Annotated in this window: 18 protein-coding genes; 2 read left to right on the forward strand and 16 right to left on the reverse strand. The window is 37.1% G+C overall.

The window, feature by feature from the left end; translation table 11 throughout:
• Nucleotides 1-71: 71 nt before the first annotated feature.
• Together HMPREF2542_RS07765 and HMPREF2542_RS07770 are read right to left on the reverse strand one after the other, a co-directional pair.
• A complete protein-coding gene (locus HMPREF2542_RS07765) occupies nucleotides 72-1448 on the reverse strand; it encodes a HAMP domain-containing sensor histidine kinase (RefSeq protein WP_003069789.1) in 1377 nt (458 codons plus the stop codon).
• On the reverse strand, nucleotides 1445-2101 hold the full coding sequence (locus tag HMPREF2542_RS07770) for a response regulator transcription factor (RefSeq protein ID WP_003069790.1): 657 nt from the start codon (nucleotides 2099-2101) through the stop codon (nucleotides 1445-1447). The genes HMPREF2542_RS07765 and HMPREF2542_RS07770 overlap by 4 nt, the downstream gene beginning before the upstream one ends.
• A gap of 412 nt (nucleotides 2102-2513) precedes the next feature.
• Here HMPREF2542_RS07770 and HMPREF2542_RS07775 point away from each other — a divergent pair, with 412 nt between their 5' ends.
• Complete coding sequence (locus tag HMPREF2542_RS07775) at nucleotides 2514-3527, forward strand: lactonase family protein (RefSeq protein WP_070484685.1); 1014 nt, start codon at nucleotides 2514-2516, stop codon at nucleotides 3525-3527.
• A 249-nt stretch (nucleotides 3528-3776) separates the two neighbouring features.
• Here the strand turns inward: HMPREF2542_RS07775 and ezrA are convergent, their stop codons facing one another.
• The 7 genes from ezrA to HMPREF2542_RS07810 all read right to left on the reverse strand — a co-directional run bounded on the left by ezrA (nucleotide 3777) and on the right by HMPREF2542_RS07810 (nucleotide 13630).
• Nucleotides 3777-5501 carry a septation ring formation regulator EzrA gene (ezrA, locus tag HMPREF2542_RS07780; RefSeq protein ID WP_058670305.1) on the reverse strand — a complete coding sequence of 575 codons (1725 nt, stop codon included), beginning with the start codon at nucleotides 5499-5501 and terminating at the stop codon, nucleotides 3777-3779.
• Between the two features lie 87 nt (nucleotides 5502-5588).
• Nucleotides 5589-7535 (reverse strand): DNA topoisomerase (ATP-hydrolyzing) subunit B, encoded by a 1947-nt coding sequence (gene gyrB, locus HMPREF2542_RS07785; protein ID WP_006269927.1) that lies wholly within the window; start codon nucleotides 7533-7535, stop codon nucleotides 5589-5591.
• Between the two features lie 12 nt (nucleotides 7536-7547).
• Entirely contained in the window at nucleotides 7548-8111 is a 564-nt protein-coding gene (locus tag HMPREF2542_RS07790) for an HAD family hydrolase (protein WP_058670304.1), read from the reverse strand.
• Between the two features lie 128 nt (nucleotides 8112-8239).
• A complete protein-coding gene (locus HMPREF2542_RS07795) occupies nucleotides 8240-8788 on the reverse strand; it encodes a DJ-1 family glyoxalase III (protein ID WP_058670303.1) in 549 nt (182 codons plus the stop codon).
• A 12-nt stretch (nucleotides 8789-8800) separates the two neighbouring features.
• Nucleotides 8801-10033, reverse strand: a complete 1233-nt coding sequence (locus HMPREF2542_RS07800) for an FtsW/RodA/SpoVE family cell cycle protein (RefSeq protein WP_070484686.1) — start codon at nucleotides 10031-10033, stop codon at nucleotides 8801-8803.
• Nucleotides 10034-10069: 36 nt separating this feature from the next.
• On the reverse strand, nucleotides 10070-11050 hold the full coding sequence (locus tag HMPREF2542_RS07805) for a YeiH family protein (protein WP_070484688.1): 981 nt from the start codon (nucleotides 11048-11050) through the stop codon (nucleotides 10070-10072).
• Nucleotides 11051-11170: 120 nt separating this feature from the next.
• Complete coding sequence (locus HMPREF2542_RS07810) at nucleotides 11171-13630, reverse strand: bifunctional DnaQ family exonuclease/ATP-dependent helicase (protein WP_058670413.1); 2460 nt, start codon at nucleotides 13628-13630, stop codon at nucleotides 11171-11173.
• 136 nt (nucleotides 13631-13766) lie between these two features.
• Between HMPREF2542_RS07810 and HMPREF2542_RS07815 the strand changes: the two genes are divergently transcribed.
• The gene (locus tag HMPREF2542_RS07815; RefSeq protein WP_058670301.1) at nucleotides 13767-14402 is read left to right on the forward strand and encodes an MBL fold metallo-hydrolase; all 636 of its coding nucleotides are present in this window, start codon (nucleotides 13767-13769) and stop codon (nucleotides 14400-14402) included.
• A 37-nt stretch (nucleotides 14403-14439) separates the two neighbouring features.
• Here the strand turns inward: HMPREF2542_RS07815 and ftsX are convergent, their stop codons facing one another.
• The 7 genes from ftsX to HMPREF2542_RS07845 all read right to left on the reverse strand — a co-directional run bounded on the left by ftsX (nucleotide 14440) and on the right by HMPREF2542_RS07845 (nucleotide 22234).
• Nucleotides 14440-15366, reverse strand: a complete 927-nt coding sequence (gene ftsX, locus HMPREF2542_RS07820) for a permease-like cell division protein FtsX (protein ID WP_049476626.1) — start codon at nucleotides 15364-15366, stop codon at nucleotides 14440-14442.
• Nucleotides 15359-16051: a cell division ATP-binding protein FtsE gene (gene ftsE, locus HMPREF2542_RS07825; RefSeq protein WP_003069826.1), complete on the reverse strand. Its 693-nt coding sequence runs from the start codon at nucleotides 16049-16051 to the stop codon at nucleotides 15359-15361. The genes ftsX and ftsE overlap by 8 nt, the downstream gene beginning before the upstream one ends.
• A gap of 72 nt (nucleotides 16052-16123) precedes the next feature.
• Nucleotides 16124-17219, reverse strand: a protein-coding gene (gene prfB, locus HMPREF2542_RS07830; RefSeq protein ID WP_134970971.1) for a peptide chain release factor 2 whose coding sequence is annotated in 2 segments (ribosomal slippage) — nucleotides 16124-17146 and nucleotides 17148-17219 — 1095 coding nt in all. Because the reading frame shifts where the segments join, the coding sequence is not laid out codon by codon here.
• A 223-nt stretch (nucleotides 17220-17442) separates the two neighbouring features.
• On the reverse strand, nucleotides 17443-17532 hold the full coding sequence (locus HMPREF2542_RS10195; RefSeq protein ID WP_148129470.1) for a hypothetical protein: 90 nt from the start codon (nucleotides 17530-17532) through the stop codon (nucleotides 17443-17445).
• Nucleotides 17533-17932: 400 nt separating this feature from the next.
• Nucleotides 17933-18724 (reverse strand): DUF2785 domain-containing protein, encoded by a 792-nt coding sequence (locus HMPREF2542_RS07835; protein WP_058670300.1) that lies wholly within the window; start codon nucleotides 18722-18724, stop codon nucleotides 17933-17935.
• 66 nt (nucleotides 18725-18790) lie between these two features.
• On the reverse strand, nucleotides 18791-21484 hold the full coding sequence (locus HMPREF2542_RS07840) for a cation-translocating P-type ATPase (RefSeq protein WP_058670299.1): 2694 nt from the start codon (nucleotides 21482-21484) through the stop codon (nucleotides 18791-18793).
• 363 nt (nucleotides 21485-21847) lie between these two features.
• A complete protein-coding gene (locus HMPREF2542_RS07845; RefSeq protein ID WP_058670298.1) occupies nucleotides 21848-22234 on the reverse strand; it encodes a YwiB family protein in 387 nt (128 codons plus the stop codon).
• Nucleotides 22235-22307 lie beyond the last annotated feature (73 nt).

Consider the following 22307-nt stretch of genomic DNA (forward strand, 5'->3'; position numbering starts at 1 on the left):
ATTAAACAACTTTACGAGGGGAGACTACGAACTAAATTTTTGTTTCATTTAGTTCTATCCCATTCCCACTTTTAGTCTTCTTTATCTGAGAAAAAAATTATAAAACGCATTCGTTTGCCATCAACCGCCTCGAAGCGATAACGCAAGTTGTGTTTCTCCAAAATTTGTTGAACAATAAAGAGTCCCAAACCTGTTCCACCGTCTTTACGATTGCGACTGTAATCTGGACGATAAAATGGTTGAAAGATTTGCTGGATTTGCTGTTCATCCAACACATGTTCCGCATCATTTTCAATCATTAACTGACCATTTTGAATCGTTAAAAAAATTTCTCCGCCAGCTAATGCATAATGAAAAGCATTGTCCAATAAATTTTTAATCGCCTTTAATAAATACATTTTGTTACCATGCACATGAAGTTCTTCTAAATGAACGATAAACTTGTAACCTTTCATATCAGCCAGCATTTTATAAGTATTTAAATTTTCCTCTAAAAGCTGCTTAAGTGAAAACTCCTCTTCTTCCGCTTCTATACGCATTTCAATCTTAGAAATCGCCAAAATGGATTGCACAAGTTTAGATTGCTCTTCTAAAATTTCACGGCATTTATGTAAATATTTATCTTTATCCTTGAAGTCACCAACTCCATAGATCATACCATCTACAATTCCCATCATGCTAGTGATTGGTGTCTTCAACTCATGAGAGGTCATACGAAGGAACTCTGCTTTCTCCCGCTCGCTTTCAGCCACTTTTTCATTTTCCAATCGCAAAGCTTCAATACTCATCAACAGATTTTGATAAAGAGTGTTAATATCTTGAGCAAGATTAGAAATTTCATCATGACCTTTGACTGGACAAATTACATCTGGAGAAAGAGTTGCCATCTTACGCGTACTTTCTGAAATTTCTTTAATGCGTTTGGTTGCAAATCGACTGTAAAGAAAAGCTGCCACACCACCTAGTGCTAAAGAAAAGAATAAGATATAAGGATAGAGGCTTAACAGCACATAATTAGCATCCGATATTGGTTGGAGGGAATATTCTCCACGCAAAGTCAATGTGGTACCTTCTGCCGTTTTTATCTTCTTACTCATACTTTTGGTTTGATTATTCAAGCTCATGTCAGAGGGTAAAATTGTTAATTGAAATTCCCCCTTTTCATTCGCTAAATCAATACGAGGATAAATAAGTTTTCCTTTTGCATCTAATATGCTAAACCAGACGCGTGTATTCTTTCGATTGTAGTCACTTAAAAGCTTTCCCATGTCATCTGACGGTTTTCCTTGAACCTGCTGGGCAATTTGGGAAAACTCACTTTTAGCCTCTCGATGTTTGACTTGATCATAATAAACAGGCATCACAAAATAAAGTGTTGCCAGAACCGTTGTCACGACAATAAAAATAATCGTTCCTGTCAAAAGGAAATGCTTTTTAGCAATTCTCACTCTTCTTCGCCCCCAAGTTGATAACCCATACCGGTAATAGTTTTAAGAGGAATTCCGGGAATTTTTTTCCGAATATTTTTCACATGGTTGTCCAAAACCCGACTATCTAGTTCGCTATAACCCCAGATTGTATTCATCAATTGATCTCGTGTCACTAAATGATTTTTTCTTTTAGCCAGAGCTTGGATGATTTCATATTCTTTTTTGGTTGGAGACATTTTTTCTTCTTGCCAATAAACTGTACAATCATCGATTGAAACACGCAAGTCCCCAACAAGAATTTCAGATTCTGTTACTGTACTACGGAAAATATTTTCAATCCGTTTCATTAAAATAAGTGGTGAAAATGGCTTAGTAACATAGTCGCTAATCAAATGGTTAAAGCTAACTAGTTGAGTATATTCATCATCTAGTGCAGTTAACATCATAACTGGAACCTGCGAAGTTTTGCGGACTTCCTTTAGTACATCCAAACCACTCATGGAAGGTAACATGACATCCAAAACGATTAAGTCAAATGATTTTTCTTCAAATATACGCAAAGCTTCTGCACCGTCAAAAACGGGAGTCACTTCATAATGGTTTTCTTTTAAAAACTCACAAATCACTTGATTGATGGTAGTGTCATCTTCTACTACTAAAATCTTATGCATTTTTTACTCCTTAAATTATAAATATAAAATGACGAATAATCCATATAAAGATTACTTTTATTATACAACAAAATAGAGAACTTACAAAGATTGAACATTGTGATATAGTATAAAATTTTCTTCAAAAAATCAAAGCATTTTCAGAAATCAGCGACAAATTCCTTAGTCTTTTTTGATAATTAAAAACCTTTATAAAATACTTATTACAGCAAACTTCGTTATCCTTTGGAAAAATCCTATTTCGCTTCTATAAATCTATTTTATTGTAACAAAGCTATCTGTTCCCTTTCTACCTCAAATCTATTTTTTATCTATTTTTTAAGCATAAGGATGAAAGGCGCTTTCATTTATGAAAACTATTTCATCTATTTTTATGTTATAATAAAAGTATCAAATTTTTTCGAGGTGAATGATGACTCAAACAGTCTATTTTGGAACTTATACACGTCGTAGCTCTGAAGGAATTTACAAGGCTGATCTTGATACTAGTACAGGTGACCTAACAAATTTAACACTTGTTGCCAAAGAACCGAATCCTACGTATTTAGCTTTTGACAAGCAGCATCACCTGTACTCTGTCGGAGCTGAATATGGGGAAGGAGGTATTGCAGCTTACAATAAAACATTCCAATTACTCAACCATGTTGTAGCTGAGGGAGCTCCTCTCTGCTATGTGAGTGTCGATGAAACAAGAAGTCTTGTCTACGGAGCAAACTATCATAAGGGGCAAGTCTTAGTTTATAGACGACAAGAAAATGGCAGCTTAAAATTAGTTGACTCTGATGTTCACATTGGGTATGGTCCGCATGAAAACCAAGCTGCAGCTCATGTGCATTTTGCAGATTTGACACCAGATAACTATCTGGTTACGTGTGATTTGGGGACTGATGAAGTTATTACATATGATATTAGTGATTATGGTCGGTTGATCCGATTAGATACCTATCATGCAACACCTGGTGCTGGTCCACGTCATATCGTGTTTCATCCTCATTACAAAATCGCTTATCTTATTTGTGAATTAAATTCTACTATTGAAGTTTTAATTTATGATGGCGACGGTCAATTTGAACGCCTACAAACTATTTCAACTTTACCAGAAGACTTTTCAGAATTTAATGGAACAGCTGCTATTCGTTTATCTACAGATGGTCGGTTCCTTTACGGTTCTAATCGTGGGCATAATTCAATTGCTGTTTACAAAGTGGTAGGAGACGGAACTCTTGAACTTGTAGAAATTGTTCCAACTAACGGAAAAAATCCACGAGATTTTAATATTACACCAGATCAACAGTATATTATTGCAGTTCATCAGGACTCAGACAATGCCACTGTCCTCAAACGCGACCCAGAAACAGGAAAACTAACAGAAATCTCACATGATTTCTTTGTCCCAGAAGGTGTTTGTGTTGCTTTTACTCATTAAAAAATAAGGGAATTACATACCTGTTTACACAATTGCACAGTATAAATTGTCAAATTTACAAAAATCATGTTTTAAAAAACTACATATTGTGATTGGTGTAGACTGCTTAATTTAAAAACACCTATACATTTACTCATTGAGGATCCACGTAATTTTCTTATAAAAAGGAATGGAAAACAATCGTGTTTTCATATAATACAAATAAAGAGAAGGAAATAAACCTTCTCTTTATTTGTATAACTTTTCAATTTAAAATCGGATATTTTCTCGTGTTTTTTCATACGATGTAACAAAACGATTGGTTACACCGGGCTCTACTACATCCAATGCTTGTGAGATTTCTTCAAATGAAGCTTGATAATCAAAATCATTCTCAAAAATTTCTAATGCACGATCGAAAGCAGCTTGTACACCTTCATCAAATGAACGATAGCGATTCGAATACTGTAATAATTGTTCTGTTAACGTTGCATTTTCAACAATTCGATAGGTTTCATTTTCAAGTTCATTCATATCATTTGTTAAAATTTCCAGCATACGATTTACTGATTCTATATTGACACGATATTGTTCCAATTCTGCCACTAAGCTTTCCGTGTTATCACTTGCAGTAAAGAAAATGGTCAAGAAACTTCGTGGAATACCTGGCAGATTGCGTTTTTCCATATAACGTTTAATTGTATGCAGTTTGTTGATATAAATATTGACTTTTTGTCGAGCATTGTCATCATCTTTTTCAATTTTAGCCAATTTTTCACTCAGTATTAACTGCTCATCTTCAATTTCTTTCACGCGTTTTTGAATTGTTTCAAGATTTTCTTGAAGAACAGAATAAGCTTGTTTTCTTTCTGAAGAATCTTCAATAGCTTCTAAAACAACATCATCTAAACTCGAAAGTTCACTTTGAAGGCGACGAACATGATTCGTATCACTTTCTGTCAATAGATATAATTTTGAAAGGCGGGCAATCTCTGTCAACAGATTTTGATTGTTTTCTTTTGTATGACCCAAATAACCTGGTAAACTATTGACTAACTTGACAACTACTTTATGTGACTTGATTTCTCGGTTGAACATGTCATACAAAGCATCCACTTCTTCTTGAATTTGCGTATTTTCATACTGCGCATTATCCAATTCCAAACTGGCAATGTTTTCGCTATTCCGGTTCAAACTAGTGTGTAACTGTTGGAAACGAGATTCAATATCCGTTTCAATAAAGTGATATCCTGACTCCAACAGTTTGCGATAACCAGATTCCAAATCTTCTAACTGCTCTGGCAATTTTTCCACTAATTCTGATACAAGAGTTGGAATTTTTTCAACGATATGCGTCAAAGCAAGGATGTGATCTTCTGTTTTATCCAAAATTTCTGCTGCTTCAACAGGGTCTCCTGATGAATTTAAGGTTACAAATTGAGAGAATTCAGATTGAATTTTTTCTAATTGCTTTTCAATCTCAGGAAGTGCTGAACCATAACTTTCTGTATCATTCGCAACAGATACCTGTAACTTTTCATACAAATCCAAGGCATGCAGGACACGACCACTGTTTTTTGACTCTTGCTTTTCTAGCTCAGCAAGTGCGTTACGAATAGCAGTGATATCCTCTTCAATTAGGTCAATCTGACTTTCGATTTTATCAATACCGTGTTTTGCCTTTAAAAATCGAAACGAATTATTGTAACCTTCTGTCTCAAAAAGATTGTTTTCAATATCGGCAAAAGAATTCAAAGAAAGATCAACCCATTTTTGATTCCATTCACGAAAGGCCACTTGACTTTGTCCGATTAAGTGCATATTTTTAACTGCTTCTACTTCATCGTTTACAGGAAGATTATAAAGTTCTTCTTTGTGCTCTTCTAACTTAGCAAGTAAAGCATCATTTCTTTTTCTCAATAAGACAGCAGCTATATAAGCAACAATTAAGAGAACTGCTATCACTATAATTAGTACGATTAGTCCGTTAGACATGTAAAACTCCTTCAAAATATTACTTGAAAATAATCATGATTATTATATCATAATTTTACTGGTAAATGTGAATTTTTTCAGATTTTTTTAAACGTCCAATGTACTATAAACGGCATTTTCTTCGATAAATTCACGGCGAGGTTCCACACGATCACCCATCAGCATATCAAAAATCTTATCTGCTTCTGCTGCATCATCTACTGAAACACGCGCCATTAAGCGATGTTCTGGGTTCATTGTTGTTTCCCAAAGTTGGTGATCATCCATTTCACCTAACCCTTTATAACGCTGGATGCTTGGTTTGGAGCGACCTTCAGAATAACGTTCCAAAGCTAACTGCAGCTCTTCTTCTTGATTGGCTCCAGGTTGGATATATTCTTTCACTTCACTGCCAACTTTCACTCCATAAATAGGTGGTTGTGCAATATAAACATATCCTGCTTCCAAAACAGGTTTCATATAACGATAAATCAATGTCAACAGAAGAGTTCGGATATGGGCACCATCAACATCAGCATCGGTCATAATGACTAACTTTTGATAACGAGCCTTATTCACATCAAAGTCTGCGCCAAAGCCTGTTCCCATTGCGGTAAAAAGGCTACGAATTTCTTCATTTGCCAAGATTTTATCCATACTGGCTTTTTCAACATTTAAAATCTTACCACGAATTGGTAAAATAGCTTGAAATTCCCGATTCCTACCAGACTTGGCTGAACCACCTGCTGAGTCTCCTTCCACGATAAACAATTCTGTTTCGTGCGGATCGTTGGAAGAGCAATCTGCTAATTTACCAGGTAAGTTGGAGATTTCTAGTCCTGATTTCTTGCGGGTCACTTCACGTGCCCGCTTAGCTGCAATCCTAGCTTTAGATGCCAAAATTCCCTTCTCAATAATTTTCTTAGCAACTGCAGGATTTTCCAAAAGAAAATCTGAAAAGGCTTCACTAAAGAGACGATTGGTAATTTTAACAACTTCACTATTGCCCAACTTTGTCTTTGTTTGTCCTTCAAACTGAGGATTAGGATGTTTGACAGAGATGACAGCTGTCAAACCTTCACGAACATCTTCACCAGTTAGATTATCTTCATTTTCTTTTAAAAGTTTATTTTTCTTCGCATAGTCATTGATGACACGCGTGAGTGCTGTACGGAATCCTTGTTCATGAGTTCCACCTTCGTGAGTGTGGATATTGTTTGCAAAACTCATGACTGTTTCGTGATAACCTGTTGTGTATTGTATAGCTACTTCAACAGTAATATCATCCATTTCTCCGTCTGTATATATAGGATTCTCAAAGATAACGTCTTTGTTTTCATTGATGTATTGGACATAGCTAGCAATTCCACCTTCATAATGGTAATCTTTTGTTTGTTCCAATCCTTCGCGTTTATCTGTGATAGAAATCCGCAATCCGCGATTCAAGAACGCTAGTTCCTGTACCCGTTTATTCAATTTTTCAAAATCAAATTCAACAGTTTCTGTGAATATTTCTGGGTCTGGAGTAAAGTGAACAGTTGTCCCTGTTCGATCTGTTTCTCCAATAATTTTCAAATCCGCTACGACCTGACCGCGACGATATTCTTGAAAATGAATCTGTCCATTTTTGTAAACCCGAACATCTAACTGAGCTGAGAGGGCATTGACAACGGAAGAACCCACCCCATGAAGGCCACCGGAAACCTTATAACCGCCACCGCCGAATTTTCCTCCAGCGTGGAGAATCGTAAAGACTGTTTCTACCGCAGGACGACCTGTTTTCTCTTGAATATCTACAGGAATCCCACGACCGTCGTCAACAACTGTAATCGAATTATCTTTTTCTATAAATACTTGAATATGAGTTGCAAAACCTGCTAGTGCCTCATCAATTGAGTTATCCACAATTTCCCAAACAAGGTGGTGAAGTCCTTCCTTTGAAGTTGAGCCAATGTACATTCCTGGGCGCATACGAACAGCTTCTAACCCTTCGAGAACCTGAATTTGACTAGCATCATAATCCTGTGCTTGCATTTCTTTAGTTTCTTCTGACATACGATTCCTTTTCTATATTTTTATAAATTGCTCGAGATTTTCCATATTATCAAAGAGATAAGTCGCAAAACCAGCTGCTTGACCAGCTTCTATATCAATCGGACGATCTCCAATGACTAAACCATTCTCAATCTGATACTTGTCTTTTAAGTAAAGCATCGACTCAGGATTTGGCTTCCTTTTAAAGCCTCTACTAGAAGTCACAACTTCCGTAAAATATGCCAAAATCCCTGTTTTTTCAAGAATCTCTAAAACTTGGTCATTCCGATGAGAAATCAGAAAATTACGCCCTCCTTGCGCAAGAATTTTCTTAAGCAACTCCGAAGCCCCTTCAAATAAAACAGGATGAGCTAATTCTATCGCTTCGTTCGCTTTATAAGTTTGTAAGAATGGAGGAATGTCAGGCACAAACTGAGCAACTGCATAGGGAGTGGAAATCTTCAATGCCTTGTAAACCTCATCATGGTTAGCTTGAATACCAAAACTAGCTAATGTTTCTACAAAAGCAGCCGTTGAAGTCTCGTAATTATCGAGGAGAGTCCCCCCTAAATCCCAAATATAATCTTGATAATCCATACCTCTTATTATAACATATTTTTCTAAAAAATGGCGGTAAAAAGGGATAGGAGAGCTTATTTTAGATATGAATTCCCATAAAAAAACTTACTTGGTTAATTCCAAATAAGTTTCAGTATCCCAGAAAATCAATCACCATAAACATCATTGTAAAGCATTGCCGTTGCAAGCCACTCACTATCTCCGCCCAATTGATGAACTAATTCATAAGCAAAAGCTAGAGCAGTTGCGGGTCCTCGGCTAGTAATCACTTTCCCGTCAACAACAACGGTTTGCTTGATATAAGTACCAGAATCAATATCTGATTCGATACCGTCGTAACAGGTAAACTGTTTGTCCTTTAAGATTCCTGCACGATTGAGTGCAATCGGTGCTGCGCAAATGGCTGCTATCCACTTACCTTCTTCTTGCATCTTCTGTAGAGCTGACATCAAACGATCATCATCTCGCAAATTTGTCGCCCCAGGCATTCCTCCCGGCAGCACTACTAGGCCATAATCCTCTAACTTTCCAGCCCAAACTTTATCTGCTTGAACTGAAATACCATGAGAACCCGTTATAACCCTTTCAAAGCCAACCATTTCGCAAGTAATATCAGCACGACGCAGAACATCCACAACCGTCAACGCTTCAATCTCTTCAAATCCATTGGCCAACATAACAGCTACTTTCGTCATACTTCCTCTCCTTTATTTTAATTGTTTTAATACTACTTTTTTATGCCTTGTAGGATAATGGGAGCGTTTCTCATCTGAGAGATTATTTTGATAACTTATCGAAAGCAAGAGTCCGACACCAATTAAATTACTAATAATCGAAGAACCACCTTGAGAAATGAATGGAAGCGGGATTCCTGTTAAAGGTAAAATTCCTGTTACAGCTCCGATATTTTCAAAAATATGAAAGAGTAACATCATGATAAAACCAGTAGAAATATAGGTGTAAAATTGATTATTTGATTTCAGCGTAATTTTTAACATACGATAAATCAATAGCAAATACAAGGCAATCACAATCGTTGCACCGACAAAACCAAAATCTTCTGCAATGACAGTAAAAATCATATCACTTTCACGTACAGGCACCAATAGATTGGATACATTAAACCCTTGTCCCCAGAGACCACCACTACCAATTGCTATTTGACCTTGTGCCTGTTGATACGTAGTTGTTTGCGCATAATCAAATGGATTCAACCAAGCCAAAATTCGATTAATCTGATAAGTTGGGATCCCAATTTGATGCAAAAAGGCTCGCCCGTCTTTTGAAATGAAAATAAGTAAAAAGCCACCACCTACAATCAGAGCTGTCAAAACAACTGGTACGATTATTTTCCAAGACACACCGGACAGGAGAACAATTCCTGAAAAGATGGCAATAAAAACTAAAGATGTCCCTAGGTCACTCTGCAATGCCAACAAAATCAGGACAGGCAAGGTATAAAGTGCTAATTCAAAAATCAGAAAAAAGTCTAATTGAATTGATCGCTCTCTATCTTTATGGCGCTGTAAAAAATTGACAACAACTCGCGATAACATCAAAATATAGGAAATCTTCATAAATTCAGACGGTTGGAACAAGGTGACACGCCCTATAGTTACCCAGTTTTTTGCTCCTGTCGAAGCAACTAATTCTGAACTATAAAAAATAAGCGGAAGCACCATCAGGGATAAGCCAAATACATATAAGTATGGCGTTATTTGCCAAAGAAATTTTGTATTAAATAGCATAATAATCAAACTGATAACTGTCCCCAGAGCAATCCAAGCAATCTGTTGCCCTACAATCGGCCAAACATTTTTAGGATAATCATGACTAACTGCAATATAAATGGCAACAATACCAATAAAAAGCAAACAAAATACTGGTAATATTAAACTATAATCCACTCGTGAATCAATCGAGCGTTTTTGATAAGGCATATCTCCTCCAACATACGTAATAAACATCAAAAACTTTTACGAGAAAAAGTATTGAATAATTAAGCTAGATGCAGCAACTGCAAACCAAGCAAAGGCACCTGTTACCAACGGTGCTACACCTGCTTTTCTAAATTGTCCAAAGGATACTCTCGCCCCAATCCCAGCAAGAGCCATTGCCATGAGCCATTGTGACAAGAATTTTGTTACTGGTACAAAGGAACTTGGAAAGATGCCTATACTAGTAACAATAGACGCTACGACAAACCACAGAATAAACCAAGGAAAAATATTCTTTAAATCAACTTTTTGATGACTGTTTTGTGAGCGTATATATCGGACTCCTGCAAAGATGAGACAGGCTGGTACAATCATCAAAGCACGACTTAGTTTGACAATCGTTGCCAAATCTCCCGCCGACTGACTGTAAGTGTATCCTGCTGCTACAACAGATGATGTATCATTGATAGCGGTTCCTGCCCAAGTTCCAAAAGTTGCATTATTCATATGCATCAAATGCCCTAAAAATGGGAAAATAAAAACTGCTAAAATGTTAAAGAAAAAAATTGTTGAAATAGATAAAGCGATGTCTTCATCTTTTGCTTCTAAAATCGGTGAAGCTGCTGCAATGGCAGAACCACCACAAATAGCAGTCCCGAACCCAATCAAAGTGGTTAAAACTTTACCCATCCCCAACAAACGACCTACCACATAAGCTGAAAGAAAGGCGATGAGAATCGTTAAAATACTAATCTTTAATGAGGAAATACCCGTAGCAGAGACACGACCAATGGACATGCTGAACCCCAGCAAAATAATGGAATATTGCAGTAATTTCTTACCTGAATAAGCTAGACCAGCATGATAAGTCTTTTTTATATGAAAAAGATTATTGGCTAAAATTCCCAAAAGAATGGCAAAAACGCTGGAGCCAATCAAGGGAAAGAAATTTCCCAAGACGGTTGCTACTGCCGCTAATACAAAAGCAAAACCAATCCCTGGAAGATATTTTTGATACATATTGAACCTTCTTTCTTTGTGTTTCTATTATAACAAAATTTAAAACTAGCAGCAGAGAAAATCAGTATTTTTAACAAAAAAACTCAGTTTACTTTGAACTGAGTCATTCATAAATTGAAGTTACATCGTTTTCTTCTTCAAAAATTGCTCCATCTCTTTTGGAATTTGTTTCATACTTGTGATGGATAGTGGAGCAACTTTTTCCAGAGCTGTTTGAATTTGGCGTCCATATCGTTTGGTTAAAATGCGATTGTCTAAAATAACGACTGCTGATTGCTGCTCTTGGTGTCGAATTGTACGTCCTAAAGCCTGTTTTATCCGTAAAATCGCAACAGGTAAGCTATAATCATAAAAAGGATTCTTACCTTCTTGCCGCAATTTGCGATTGAGCTTCTGCGTAAAGAAATCACTCGGATTGTCAAAAGGGATTCGCGTAATAACTTCAATCATTTGTTTCTGACTAGAAAAATCTGTCCCTTCCCAAAAGCTACCCGCTCCTAGTAAAATACTACTTTCCCCTCTATCAAAACGTCGTTTAATATTAGCTGCTTCACCATTCTTATACTGGGCTAAATGAGGAAGACGCAAGCGGTCTGAAACAGCCAGTAGTAACGATTTTGATGTAAACAAAACGAGGAGAGGAACCCCTTGAGTAGCTAACTTATGTACCCATTTAACAATCAAATCTGCATAAATATCTATATCCAACTCTACAACATTTGGAAAATTCTTATCCAGCCATATTTTCTGCTGATATTTCTGCTTTTGTGGCAACTGATAAAATGGTGCATGTTCAAAACCAAGTAAATGAGCTAAATGCACTTTTTTGCTGATTTCCAGTGTAGCCGAAACGAACAAGACTTGAACTTCTTCGGGTAGCAAGGCTCTAAAATCTAGCATTTCTAAGCAAGCAGCTTCCAACATTGTCACTCGATAATCATCAAATCGCTCCTCTTTTAACCAGAACTGGTCATATTTTGTAGCGAAAATAGCGCGTAAGTCAGGAAGAGAGGAGGTATTTATCTCTGACAAGTCTTGTCGAAGTTTAGAACAAGTTTCCTTTGCCAGTTCATTTTTTCTGTAGCGTTGGAATTGTTCTATTGCATGAGCTAACTCAAATTGGATATCCTCTAACAAACGGCGTTCTAAGATAGTATTTACTTCTTTTAGTTCCAATTGAATCTGCTGCAAACATTTTGTCATATTAAGTGATTTTCGAGATAGATTTTCCAAAGCTAAAAACAACTTCTGCGCTTCATCCACAATCAAAAGCCGATTTTCTACAATTGACTTATCATCTTCTAACCGCGTCAAAAAATAGGCATGATTCGTCACTAACACACGACTACGCTTCGATTTTTCTTGACCTTTTTGCCAAAAATCTGTATCCCAAAAATGAGATTTTTTGCTCAATTTCCCGTCATGAAGAACCTGTTGTAAATAAGTCTGATAACGATGTCGTTGGCCAATTTCATCCAGATCACCAGATTCTGTTTCTGTAAGCCAAACTAAAAGTAACATTTTGCAACGATTGACCAGACGATTATCATCTACTTGTTGCAAACTATCATAAAAGAAGTCAAGTTTCAAATAATTGGCAGGACTTTTTAAGCTATGAAGAGAAATATGAAAAATTTGTTCTAAGTTCTGTCCTTCATTTGCCACAATCTGATCCTGCAATACTTTCGTAGGAACCGTCACCAAGATTTGCTTGCTCGTTTGACCTAAAGCTGGAAGTAAGTAACCATAGGTCTTTCCTAACCCTGTCTGAGCTTGTAAAAAGCTTGATTGATGACTTTTTAAAGCTTGTTCTACCGCATGAGCAAACTCATCTTGTTCTTTTCGTTCCTCTAAATCCAACAAATTGATATTGTGTTGGAAATTTTGGGATAATTTCCTTGCTTTTTTAATCTTTTTACTTTTTCTAAGAAAAATCCCCTGCCGCTTTACCAAATCATGGCAAGTGAAATCCGACATGTGATCAAAAGCATCCTCTATTGCCAAACGTGATTCATAAATCAAACTATTCGAAAAAGTTAACAAATATTCCACTAACTCTTTTGGAAGTTTTTGGATTTTCTCCTGTATTTTTAAAAATAAGGTAGCAGTTGCTGAAGCATCCGCAATCGCTGTATGTGCATGTTTTAAAGGGATGTCTAACTGTTCACATAATATTCCTAGATTGTATTTTTCAAACATCGGGAAAAAGACTTGTGCAAGTTCTACTGTATCTACCCTCGGAGTCACCAATTCAAACCCTTCCCAAAAAAGGGCTTCTGCAAGTAAATTGGCATCAAATTTCACATTATGAGCCACAAAAATGGCATCTTCAATCAACTCATATATCTCACGAGCTACTTGAGAAAAGTCTGGTGCCTTTCTCAATCGCTTATCTGTCAATCCTGTTAATTGGCGAATATGAGAAGTCAACTTTTCATGAGGATTCACATCGGTTTCATACGTTTTGACAATTTGACTATTTTCAATAATCACAATTCCGACTTGGATAATCTTTGCATTGCTACTGGCACTAGTCGCCTCCAAATCTACCACAGCATATTTTCTTTTTTCTTGTGTCATACTAGAAAAATTATACCATAAATCCAACTATTTCGTATCACGTTTTATGTCTTATTTTCTTTTGACGAATAAAGCAATATTTCTTTTGTGTCATTTCTCACATTTTTTGTTAAACTATGAAAGGAAGGGAGCTCTAATGATAACAATTCATAAAACTTTAAATTCTCAAGCATACGAAAATACTTATTATTTAGAAAACGAGCATCATCTTATCGTAGTTGATCCGGGTAGTGACTGGGAGAAAATTGCAGCAAAAATCCAAAAAATCAATAAGCCAATTACAGCTATTTTACTGACTCATACCCATTACGACCATATTATGAGTGTTGATTTAGTTCGTCAACAGTTTAGCAATCCACCTGTCTATGTCGCTGAAAGCGAAGCTACTTGGCTCTATAGTCCGGAGTATAATCTATCTGGACTAGAGCGTCACCAAGATATTGACGACATCATCCTCCAACCTGCCGATGTTTTCTATAATTATCATAATTCTTACAGCTTAGATGATTTTTATTTTTATGTCGTACCAACACCCGGACATTCAATCGGTGGCGTTTCAATTGTCTTTCCTAACGAGCGTTTTGTTTTAACTGGTGATGCCTTATTTTGTGAAGCAATCGGTCGAACGGATCTCTATACTGGAAACTTGGAACAACTCATTGCTGGCATTAAAGAAGAATTGCTGACCTTGCCTAATTATGATGTTTATCCCGGTCATGGTTCTCAGACTACCATTGTTCACGAAAAAATGTTTAATCCATTTTTACAATGAAAAAAGCCCTAAACAGGCTTTTTATTATTGTTTTCTACTAAATCCTCAAGAATCGTCTCATAGACAGAACTGATCCAAATGAGCCAATAATGATTCCTACGACAAAAAGGAAGGCAATCATCAATGGAATAAAGGTTTGCGGTACAATCATTGAGAGATTCTGACTGGCAAGTGATGGATTGAACGATTTATAAGCTACTTCATAAACAAAATAAACTAATCCAGCTGGAACAACCGCTCCGAGTAAGCCAATCCAAGCTCCTTCTAGTAAGAACGGTCCTCGAATATAACTGTTTTTCGCACCTACCAGACGCATGATTTGGATTTCACGACTGCGTGAAATAATCGTAATCCGAATAGTATTTGAAATTAAGAAAATAGCAATAAAGACTAAGAGGAGTGCTCCTACAATACCCCACGTACGAATAAAATTAGCCAGAGCAAAAATACGTTTTGTATTGGCTCCACCGTATTCGACCTCAGAAACTCCTTCAATCTTCTTCGCATTATTTGCGACAGAAGTAACATACTTCGGTTCTGTCGTATCCACGATATAGGCATCATGCAATGGATTGGCGTCCCCTTCAAAGAGTTTCCAATCTTTTCCCATGACTTCCGTTAATTTCTTTAATTGTTCTTCTTTGCTAGAAAATGTAACAGATTTGACATTGGCCATTTTATTAAGAGCATCATAAACCTTATGATAATCCTCATTTTTAACTTTTTGGCCTTCTTTTGTAATCGTCTCTTTATTATCTGCCGTATCTGGACGCATATAGACCATGACCCGCACATTATTTTCAATATCTGTTGCTAGCTTCGCTGTATTTAAAATGACTGACACAAAGATTGCAACTAATCCCAGCGTAATCATCACGGAGCTGACTGCAGCAACCGTCATCCAACCATTGCGCTTTAAACTTTTAAGCGATTCTAGCAGGTGACTTAAAAATCTACTATTCATCGTATCCGTATTCTCCTTTTGCTTCATCACGCACCACACGACCATTTTCGATGGCAATAACGCGGTGACGCAAAGTATTTACAATTTGGCTATTATGAGTGGCCATTAAAACAGTTGTTCCTTGAAGGTTGATTCGTTCCAGAAGATTCATGATTTCCCATGAATTATCCGGATCCAAATTTCCTGTTGGTTCATCAGCGATTAGAACCTTTGGATTATTGACAATAGCCCGTGCAATCGCAATCCGTTGTTGTTCACCACCTGATAACTCATTTGGAAAAGAGCGAACTTTATGTTTCAAACCAACTAAATCTAGCACTTCCATAACGCGCTTTTTAATATTGCGACGACGCTCACCGATAACTTCCATGGCGTAAGCGATATTTTCATAAACTGTCTTTTTGGGTAGCAATTTATAATCTTGGAAAACGACGCCAACATTGCGACGCAACATTGGAATATCACGTTTTTTAATTTTAGCAAGATTAAAGCCAGCAACTTGCAGACTTCCCTTATCAACTTTCACTTCACGATACAATAATCGAATAAAAGTTGATTTCCCAGCTCCAGAAGGTCCTACAATGTAGGTGAATTCTCCTGGTTCCACTTTGATGGACACACCACGCAAGGCTGTTGTCCCGTTGTCATATTTTTTGACAACATCTCTCATTTCAATAATTGACATATATTGCAAAGAGTCCTTTCATTAAATACTCAAGTTACTAAAATGACACTTTCTGTGATAAAAGTCTTCTTTTTAGTTCAACCGCCATTTCAAGTAGGCATCTATGAAGCCATCTAAATCACCATCCATAACTTTATCAACTTGAGCTACTTCGTAACTAGTTCGATGATCCTTAACCATAGTGTAAGGTGTAAAAACATAGGAGCGGATTTGACTTCCCCAAGAGATCTCTTTTTTATCTCCTTTGAGCGAATCTACTTCTGCTGCTTTCTTTTCTTGCTCCATTTGATAGAGCTTGGCTTGAAGCAACTTCATTGCCCGATCACGGTTTCCATATTGTGTACGGTCAACCGTTGATTGTGTCACAATTCCTGTCGGTATATGCGTCAAACGCACCCCCGTCGAAACTTTATTGACATTTTGTCCACCAGCACCACCTGAACGAAAAGTATCCATCTTGATGTCTTCATCTCGAACTTCAATTTCAATCGTATCATCTAACTCCGGCATAACTTCTACTGATGTAAAGGAAGTGTGTCGACGCTTAGCTGAATCAAACGGAGAAATCCGCACTAATCGATGAACTCCCATTTCAGATTTCAACAAACCATAAGCATGAGGCCCTTCAAAAGACAAGGTAACAGACTTAATTCCCGCTTCGTCTCCCGCTTGATAATCCAAAACTTCAACCTTGAAACCATGAGCATTGCCAAAACGTGTATACATACGAAGCAACATATCTCCCCAGTCCTGAGCTTCTGTTCCTCCTGAACCTGGGTGAATTTCAAGGATAGCATTGTTGTTATCATAAGGTTCTGATAAAAGCAAGGTCATCTCATAACTTGCCATCATCTTGTCCAATTCAACTAGCTTTTCTTCTAGTTCTTCTTGCACAGATGTATCTTCAGCCAAGAAATCCAGCAAAATTTCTAGTTCATCAAACAAATCAGTCATTTGCTGAAAGTTATTATAGGTTTGCTTGAGTTCATTGAGCTCCTGAGATGTCTTTTGAGCTGCAATGTTGTCATCCCAAAAGTCAGGTTCTGTCATCTTATTTTCTAAGATAGCAATTTCTTCTTCCAGACCTTCTAAGTCAAAGAGACCCCCTGAAAGAAGCTAATTTTTCACGATTTGCGTCAATTTTTTGACGAATTTCTGAAATATCCATATCTACCTCTTTTCACATATCGTTTTATTATATCACAAGTCAGTATTTTTTTCTAATTTCTGACAGAATCCAATAATAGTTATTGTATAAAATTTCTAAGTTGTAATCAAGAAATTTCGTTTTTTGTTACATGATTGTTAGATAGGTTGCTGGCTGAAGAAAAATATTAAGAAGATAGATATACCGAAATGATATGTATGGTAGTGTTCTACTTTGCAATTTCTCACTCAAGAACTTCTAAAACACCTGATTCTTGATTACCTGGTGCTTGATATTTTGCTACTCTCTTTACTATTTCAGATTCGTTTTTCATCGCATAGCCTGCTCTACATAAGCTAGCTTTTCTAGGTCATTTCCACCATCTCCAAAAGCCACTATCTCTTGTGGAGCTGATCTTTTGGAAAAAATGAAGCCAATTGGGCATATTGATTATCTGAGATGACAACTACTTTAATATCTTTATCTTGCAACATTTGATAAATTTTCTCGAAATACTTCACATCATAGGTATTGTCAAAGCACAGAAATGTACCATCCACAACAAATGCCACTAATTTGACTATCTTTTATCCCTCCTCTTTACCTCAATTTTATACTAAAAAACTTAAAAATTCCTATGATTTTTGACGACAATCGTTCCTATCTCTTTTTTTAAAATACAAGAAGAAGCACTTTAACGAAGAAATTGTAGCTACACTTATCTCTTTTAAAATCTAGTACGAAAATAAGTGAATGGCTTCTCTCAGCTCGTCTGCAAGAACTTTTTCTTTATTTAATTGGAGATAAATTTCTAATAAGCACGAACGAACATTGGAAAACTGTATGAAGTCTATTGAGTTTTCTAACGGAAAGCTAAGTGAAGTTAACCAAACCGCAACTCTGGTTTGTGAGAGCCTCTCATTTAAAACAGCTTGATAGATTACTCGTGCCAAACGCCATTCTTCATCACTAATAAAGCGCCAATCCACTCTTTTAAAAATCTTTTCTAATACTTGAAGAACCTCATTTACTCGTGTTATAGGAAAATCTGGATGACAGATAATCTCAACTAAAAGATCTGCACCATGAGCAAAGGCATGCACCCAACCATATTCTTCAGAATAACCAGTGCTATCATTTTCATACAATAAATAAGACAGACCTTGTTCAAATAGAGCCATTCTTTGATGACTAGAAAGTCTTTTAAAATAAAGTGAATTTTTCTTAGCATCTGCATTTAGCAAATTAGCGAATAATAAAGCCGTAAAAGATCGAATCAGAGTAGCCTGACCAACTTCTTCCTTTTTATACAAAAGTCCCTGTCGTTTAAGAGCTTCAACCACTACAAAATCAAACTGGTCCTTTGTAAATAACTGTTCTTGTATGGCTCTGGCTAGAGAAACAAAGATTAAGTCATCTCGTATTTTATAATTCGGATGACCAACATGATCTAACATCCAAAGGATTTCTTCTTGTTGATAAATTGGCATATCCTGTGCTAATTTTTCTTTTAGTATTTTTTCCATATCTTTCCTTTTCAATTATATTATTAGATTATTAGAAAAAGTCATCCGAAGATGACTTTTTCTTTCTTAAATAGCATTCTGATCAAAGCCAAGTTTGCGTTGGATAAATTTGACAATTTCCACGATGATAATCATTGAAAAACTGCCAATAAGGACTGCTGTCCATTGTGAAAGATCCAATTTTGTTACATGGAAAATTCCTTCTAATGGCTCAATCAAAATAGTGGAAGCTAGCAAAATAAAGGAAACTAAGATAGACCAATTAAAGGTTTTAGACTTGAATGGTCCGACTGTCAGAAGTGATTGATAAACAGATTTCACATTAAAAGCATGGAAGAGTTGAATTAATCCAAGCGTTGCAAAAGACATAGTTAATGCGTCTGCATGAATGGCTCTCATATCCCCAACATGAACAGGATTCATCAAGGCATAGGCATAAACACCAAGTACCAAAGCACCTTGCAAGAATCCTTGATAAATAATCGAGCTCATGACACCACCTGAGAAGAAGCTAGACTTGCGGCCACGCGGTTTATGCGTCATCACGCCCGGCTCAGCAGGTTCAACTCCCAGAGCAATGGCAGGGAAAGTATCTGTCACTAAATTAATCCAAAGTAAGTGAACCGGCTGCAGCACATCCCAGCCAAAAAGAGTTGCTAGGAAAATAGTCAAAACTTCTGCTGTATTGGCTGAAAGCAAATATTGAATCGTCTTTTGAATGTTAGAGAAGACTTTACGGCCTTCTTCAACAGCCACGATAATCGTTGCAAAGTTATCATCAGCCAAAATCATATCAGAAGCACCTTTCGAAACTTCTGTACCTGTAATCCCCATTCCAATACCGATATCGGCTGTCTTCAGGGCTGGTGCATCATTGACACCATCACCAGTCATAGCAACAACTTTCCCCTGATGTTGCCATGCTTTTACAATCCGTACTTTATGCTCAGGTGATACGCGCGCATAGACAGAATAATGACCAACAACTTTTTCAAACTCTTCGTCTGACAATTCGTTAAGCTCGGCACCAGTCATGACATGGTCTTTACTATCATCATTGATAATTCCTAGACGTTTTGCAATGGCTTCCGCCGTAGCTTGGTGGTCACCCGTAATCATAATTGGACGAATCCCTGCTTCCTTGGCAACGCGAACAGCTTCTGCTGCTTCTATACGCTCAGGGTCAATCATTCCAATCATACCTGTGAAAATTAAATCATTTTCAAGATTTTCAGACGTTAAGTTTTCTGGGATTTCATCAATAATTTTATAGGCGCCAGCCAACACGCGCAAGGCTTGATGAGCCATACCTGAGTTATTATCTTTAATCAACTGAGTCGTTGCCTCATCAATCTGCGCAATAGTTCCTGCCTTGTCACGAGACACACAACGTTTTAAGAGTTGATCTGGCGCACCTTTTACAGCAACCAAAAATCTACCGTCCGGCAAAGGATGAATAGTTGACATGAGCTTACGGGTCGAGTCAAACGGCAACTCTGCTACACGAGGATATTGCTCTAAGAAAGCTTTAACATCATAGCCCTTATCAAGTGCATACTGAACAAAGGCTGTTTCTGTTGGGTCACCAATGAGTTTCCCCTCTTGGTCGATTTTAGTGTCATTAGCAAGTACAACCGAGCGTAGCAAAGGCAAGTCGAGCCCAAGCTCAATAGCTTGTTTTGCTTCGTGCAAGCTACCATCATAAAAGACTTTCTCAACTGTCATTTTGTTCATAGTTAACGTACCAGTCTTATCAGAAGCAATAATTTCAGTAGAGCCAAGCGTTTCAACTGCAGGAAGCTTTCTAACAATAGAATTTCTCTTCGCCAAAACTTGGGTACCAAGTGCCAAGACAATGGTTACAATAGCAGGAAGCCCCTCTGGAATCGCTGCAACAGCAAGTGCAACTGATGTCATCAATTCGCCCAGTGGATCTTTTCCTTGAATAAATACACCAACCACAAAAGTGATAGCTGCAATAATTAAAATCGCATAGGTGAGCACTTTTGACAGACCATTTAGATTTTGCTTGAGTGGAGTATCTGTTTCATCAGCGTTTTGAAGCATACCAGCAATATGACCGACTTCCGTATACATACCTGTATTGACAACTACACCCATTCCCCGTCCATACGTAACATTTGAATTTTGGAAAGCCATATTGATGCGGTCACCCAGTCCTGCATCCGCAGCTACATCATCAGTCATATGTTTTTCAACAGGAACAGATTCACCAGTCAGAGCTGCTTCTTCGATTTTCAACGTGTTCGCTTCCAAAAGACGCATATCAGCAGGTACCACATCACCAGCTTCCAGTATAACGATGTCTCCTGGAACTAATTCCTTAGAATCCACTTCTGTCACATGCCCGTCACGCAGCGCGCGCGCAGCTGGGCTAGACATAGATTTGAGTGCTTCAATTGCTTCTTCTGCCTTGCCTTCTTGGTAAACTCCAAAAATGGCATTAATAATGACCACAGCTAGGATAATAATCGCATCTGCAATATCTTCACCACCTGAAGTCACAACTGAAAGAATAGCAGCAATCAGCAAAATGAGAATCATCAAATCCTTGAATTGCTCAACGAATTTCATCAGAAGGGATTTTTTCTCTCCTTCATCTAGTTCATTGCGGCCGTACTCATCTAAACGCTTAGTAGCTTCATTGCTTGTTAAACCCTGATTAGAAGTTTCCAAATTCTTTAAAACTTCTTCCGAACTTTGCGTATAAAACGCTTGGCGCTTTTGTTCTTTCGACAAAATAGTTCCTCCTTTAATCTCTTTTTGACAAACAAAAAGAGACCTGTTTGCTGTAACAAGTCTCGCTGTTTCATACAAGGCCGGAAATTGCTTTCGTATTGACGACCTTGTAACGGATATCCCGCTAGCTACTCCCTTGAGTATTTTTATTATATCAAATTTTTTGATTTTTTCAAGCAAAAAAGTTCAGTAACTGCCTATTTTTACTCAACAGATAACCAGCTGAAATAAATAAAATAATCACTATGAAGTTTGGCAAAATTGAATCTAAAGACATATTGTCTCTGATTACGAAAAATCAAATACATCTACTGACAACCAACATAGCAACTATTGCTAAACTGGGAATCATTTTTCTCTATCCTATTTCCAGGAAATCTCCATTTGATAACTTGCAAAAATCTGCTCACTATCACGTGTTCTCAATTGATAATGAAGTTCAAGTGTCTGCTTTTTCAAATCAACCTGGTAATGACTTGTTTTTGTGATAAATTGCTGTATGCCGACCGGTGTGGGAATTCCAATCAAGGCTTCTCCTCCTTTGATAAACCGCATCAAAGATTTAGGAGTAGAGAAGCGTGTCATGACTAGTTCCTCATCCTGAAACTTCAAAACAACATTTTCATTCTCTTCATTTTCAAAACGCAAGTAATGATAAGCTCCCTTTTTCTGCCATTCTCCGTCATAAGTTTGATCAATTTGTTCTACTTGTTCATCAAACTGTATCTGATTTTTGATTCTAATCTTCACACTATAAGCTCCTCATCTACTGCTTTTCTTTTCTATTTTATCAGAAAATCTCAAAGATTTCTTCCTTTCTTTC

This window comes from Streptococcus sp. HMSC034B05 (assembly GCF_001809055.1).
GTDB classification, from domain to species: Bacteria; Bacillota; Bacilli; order Lactobacillales; family Streptococcaceae; genus Streptococcus; species Streptococcus constellatus.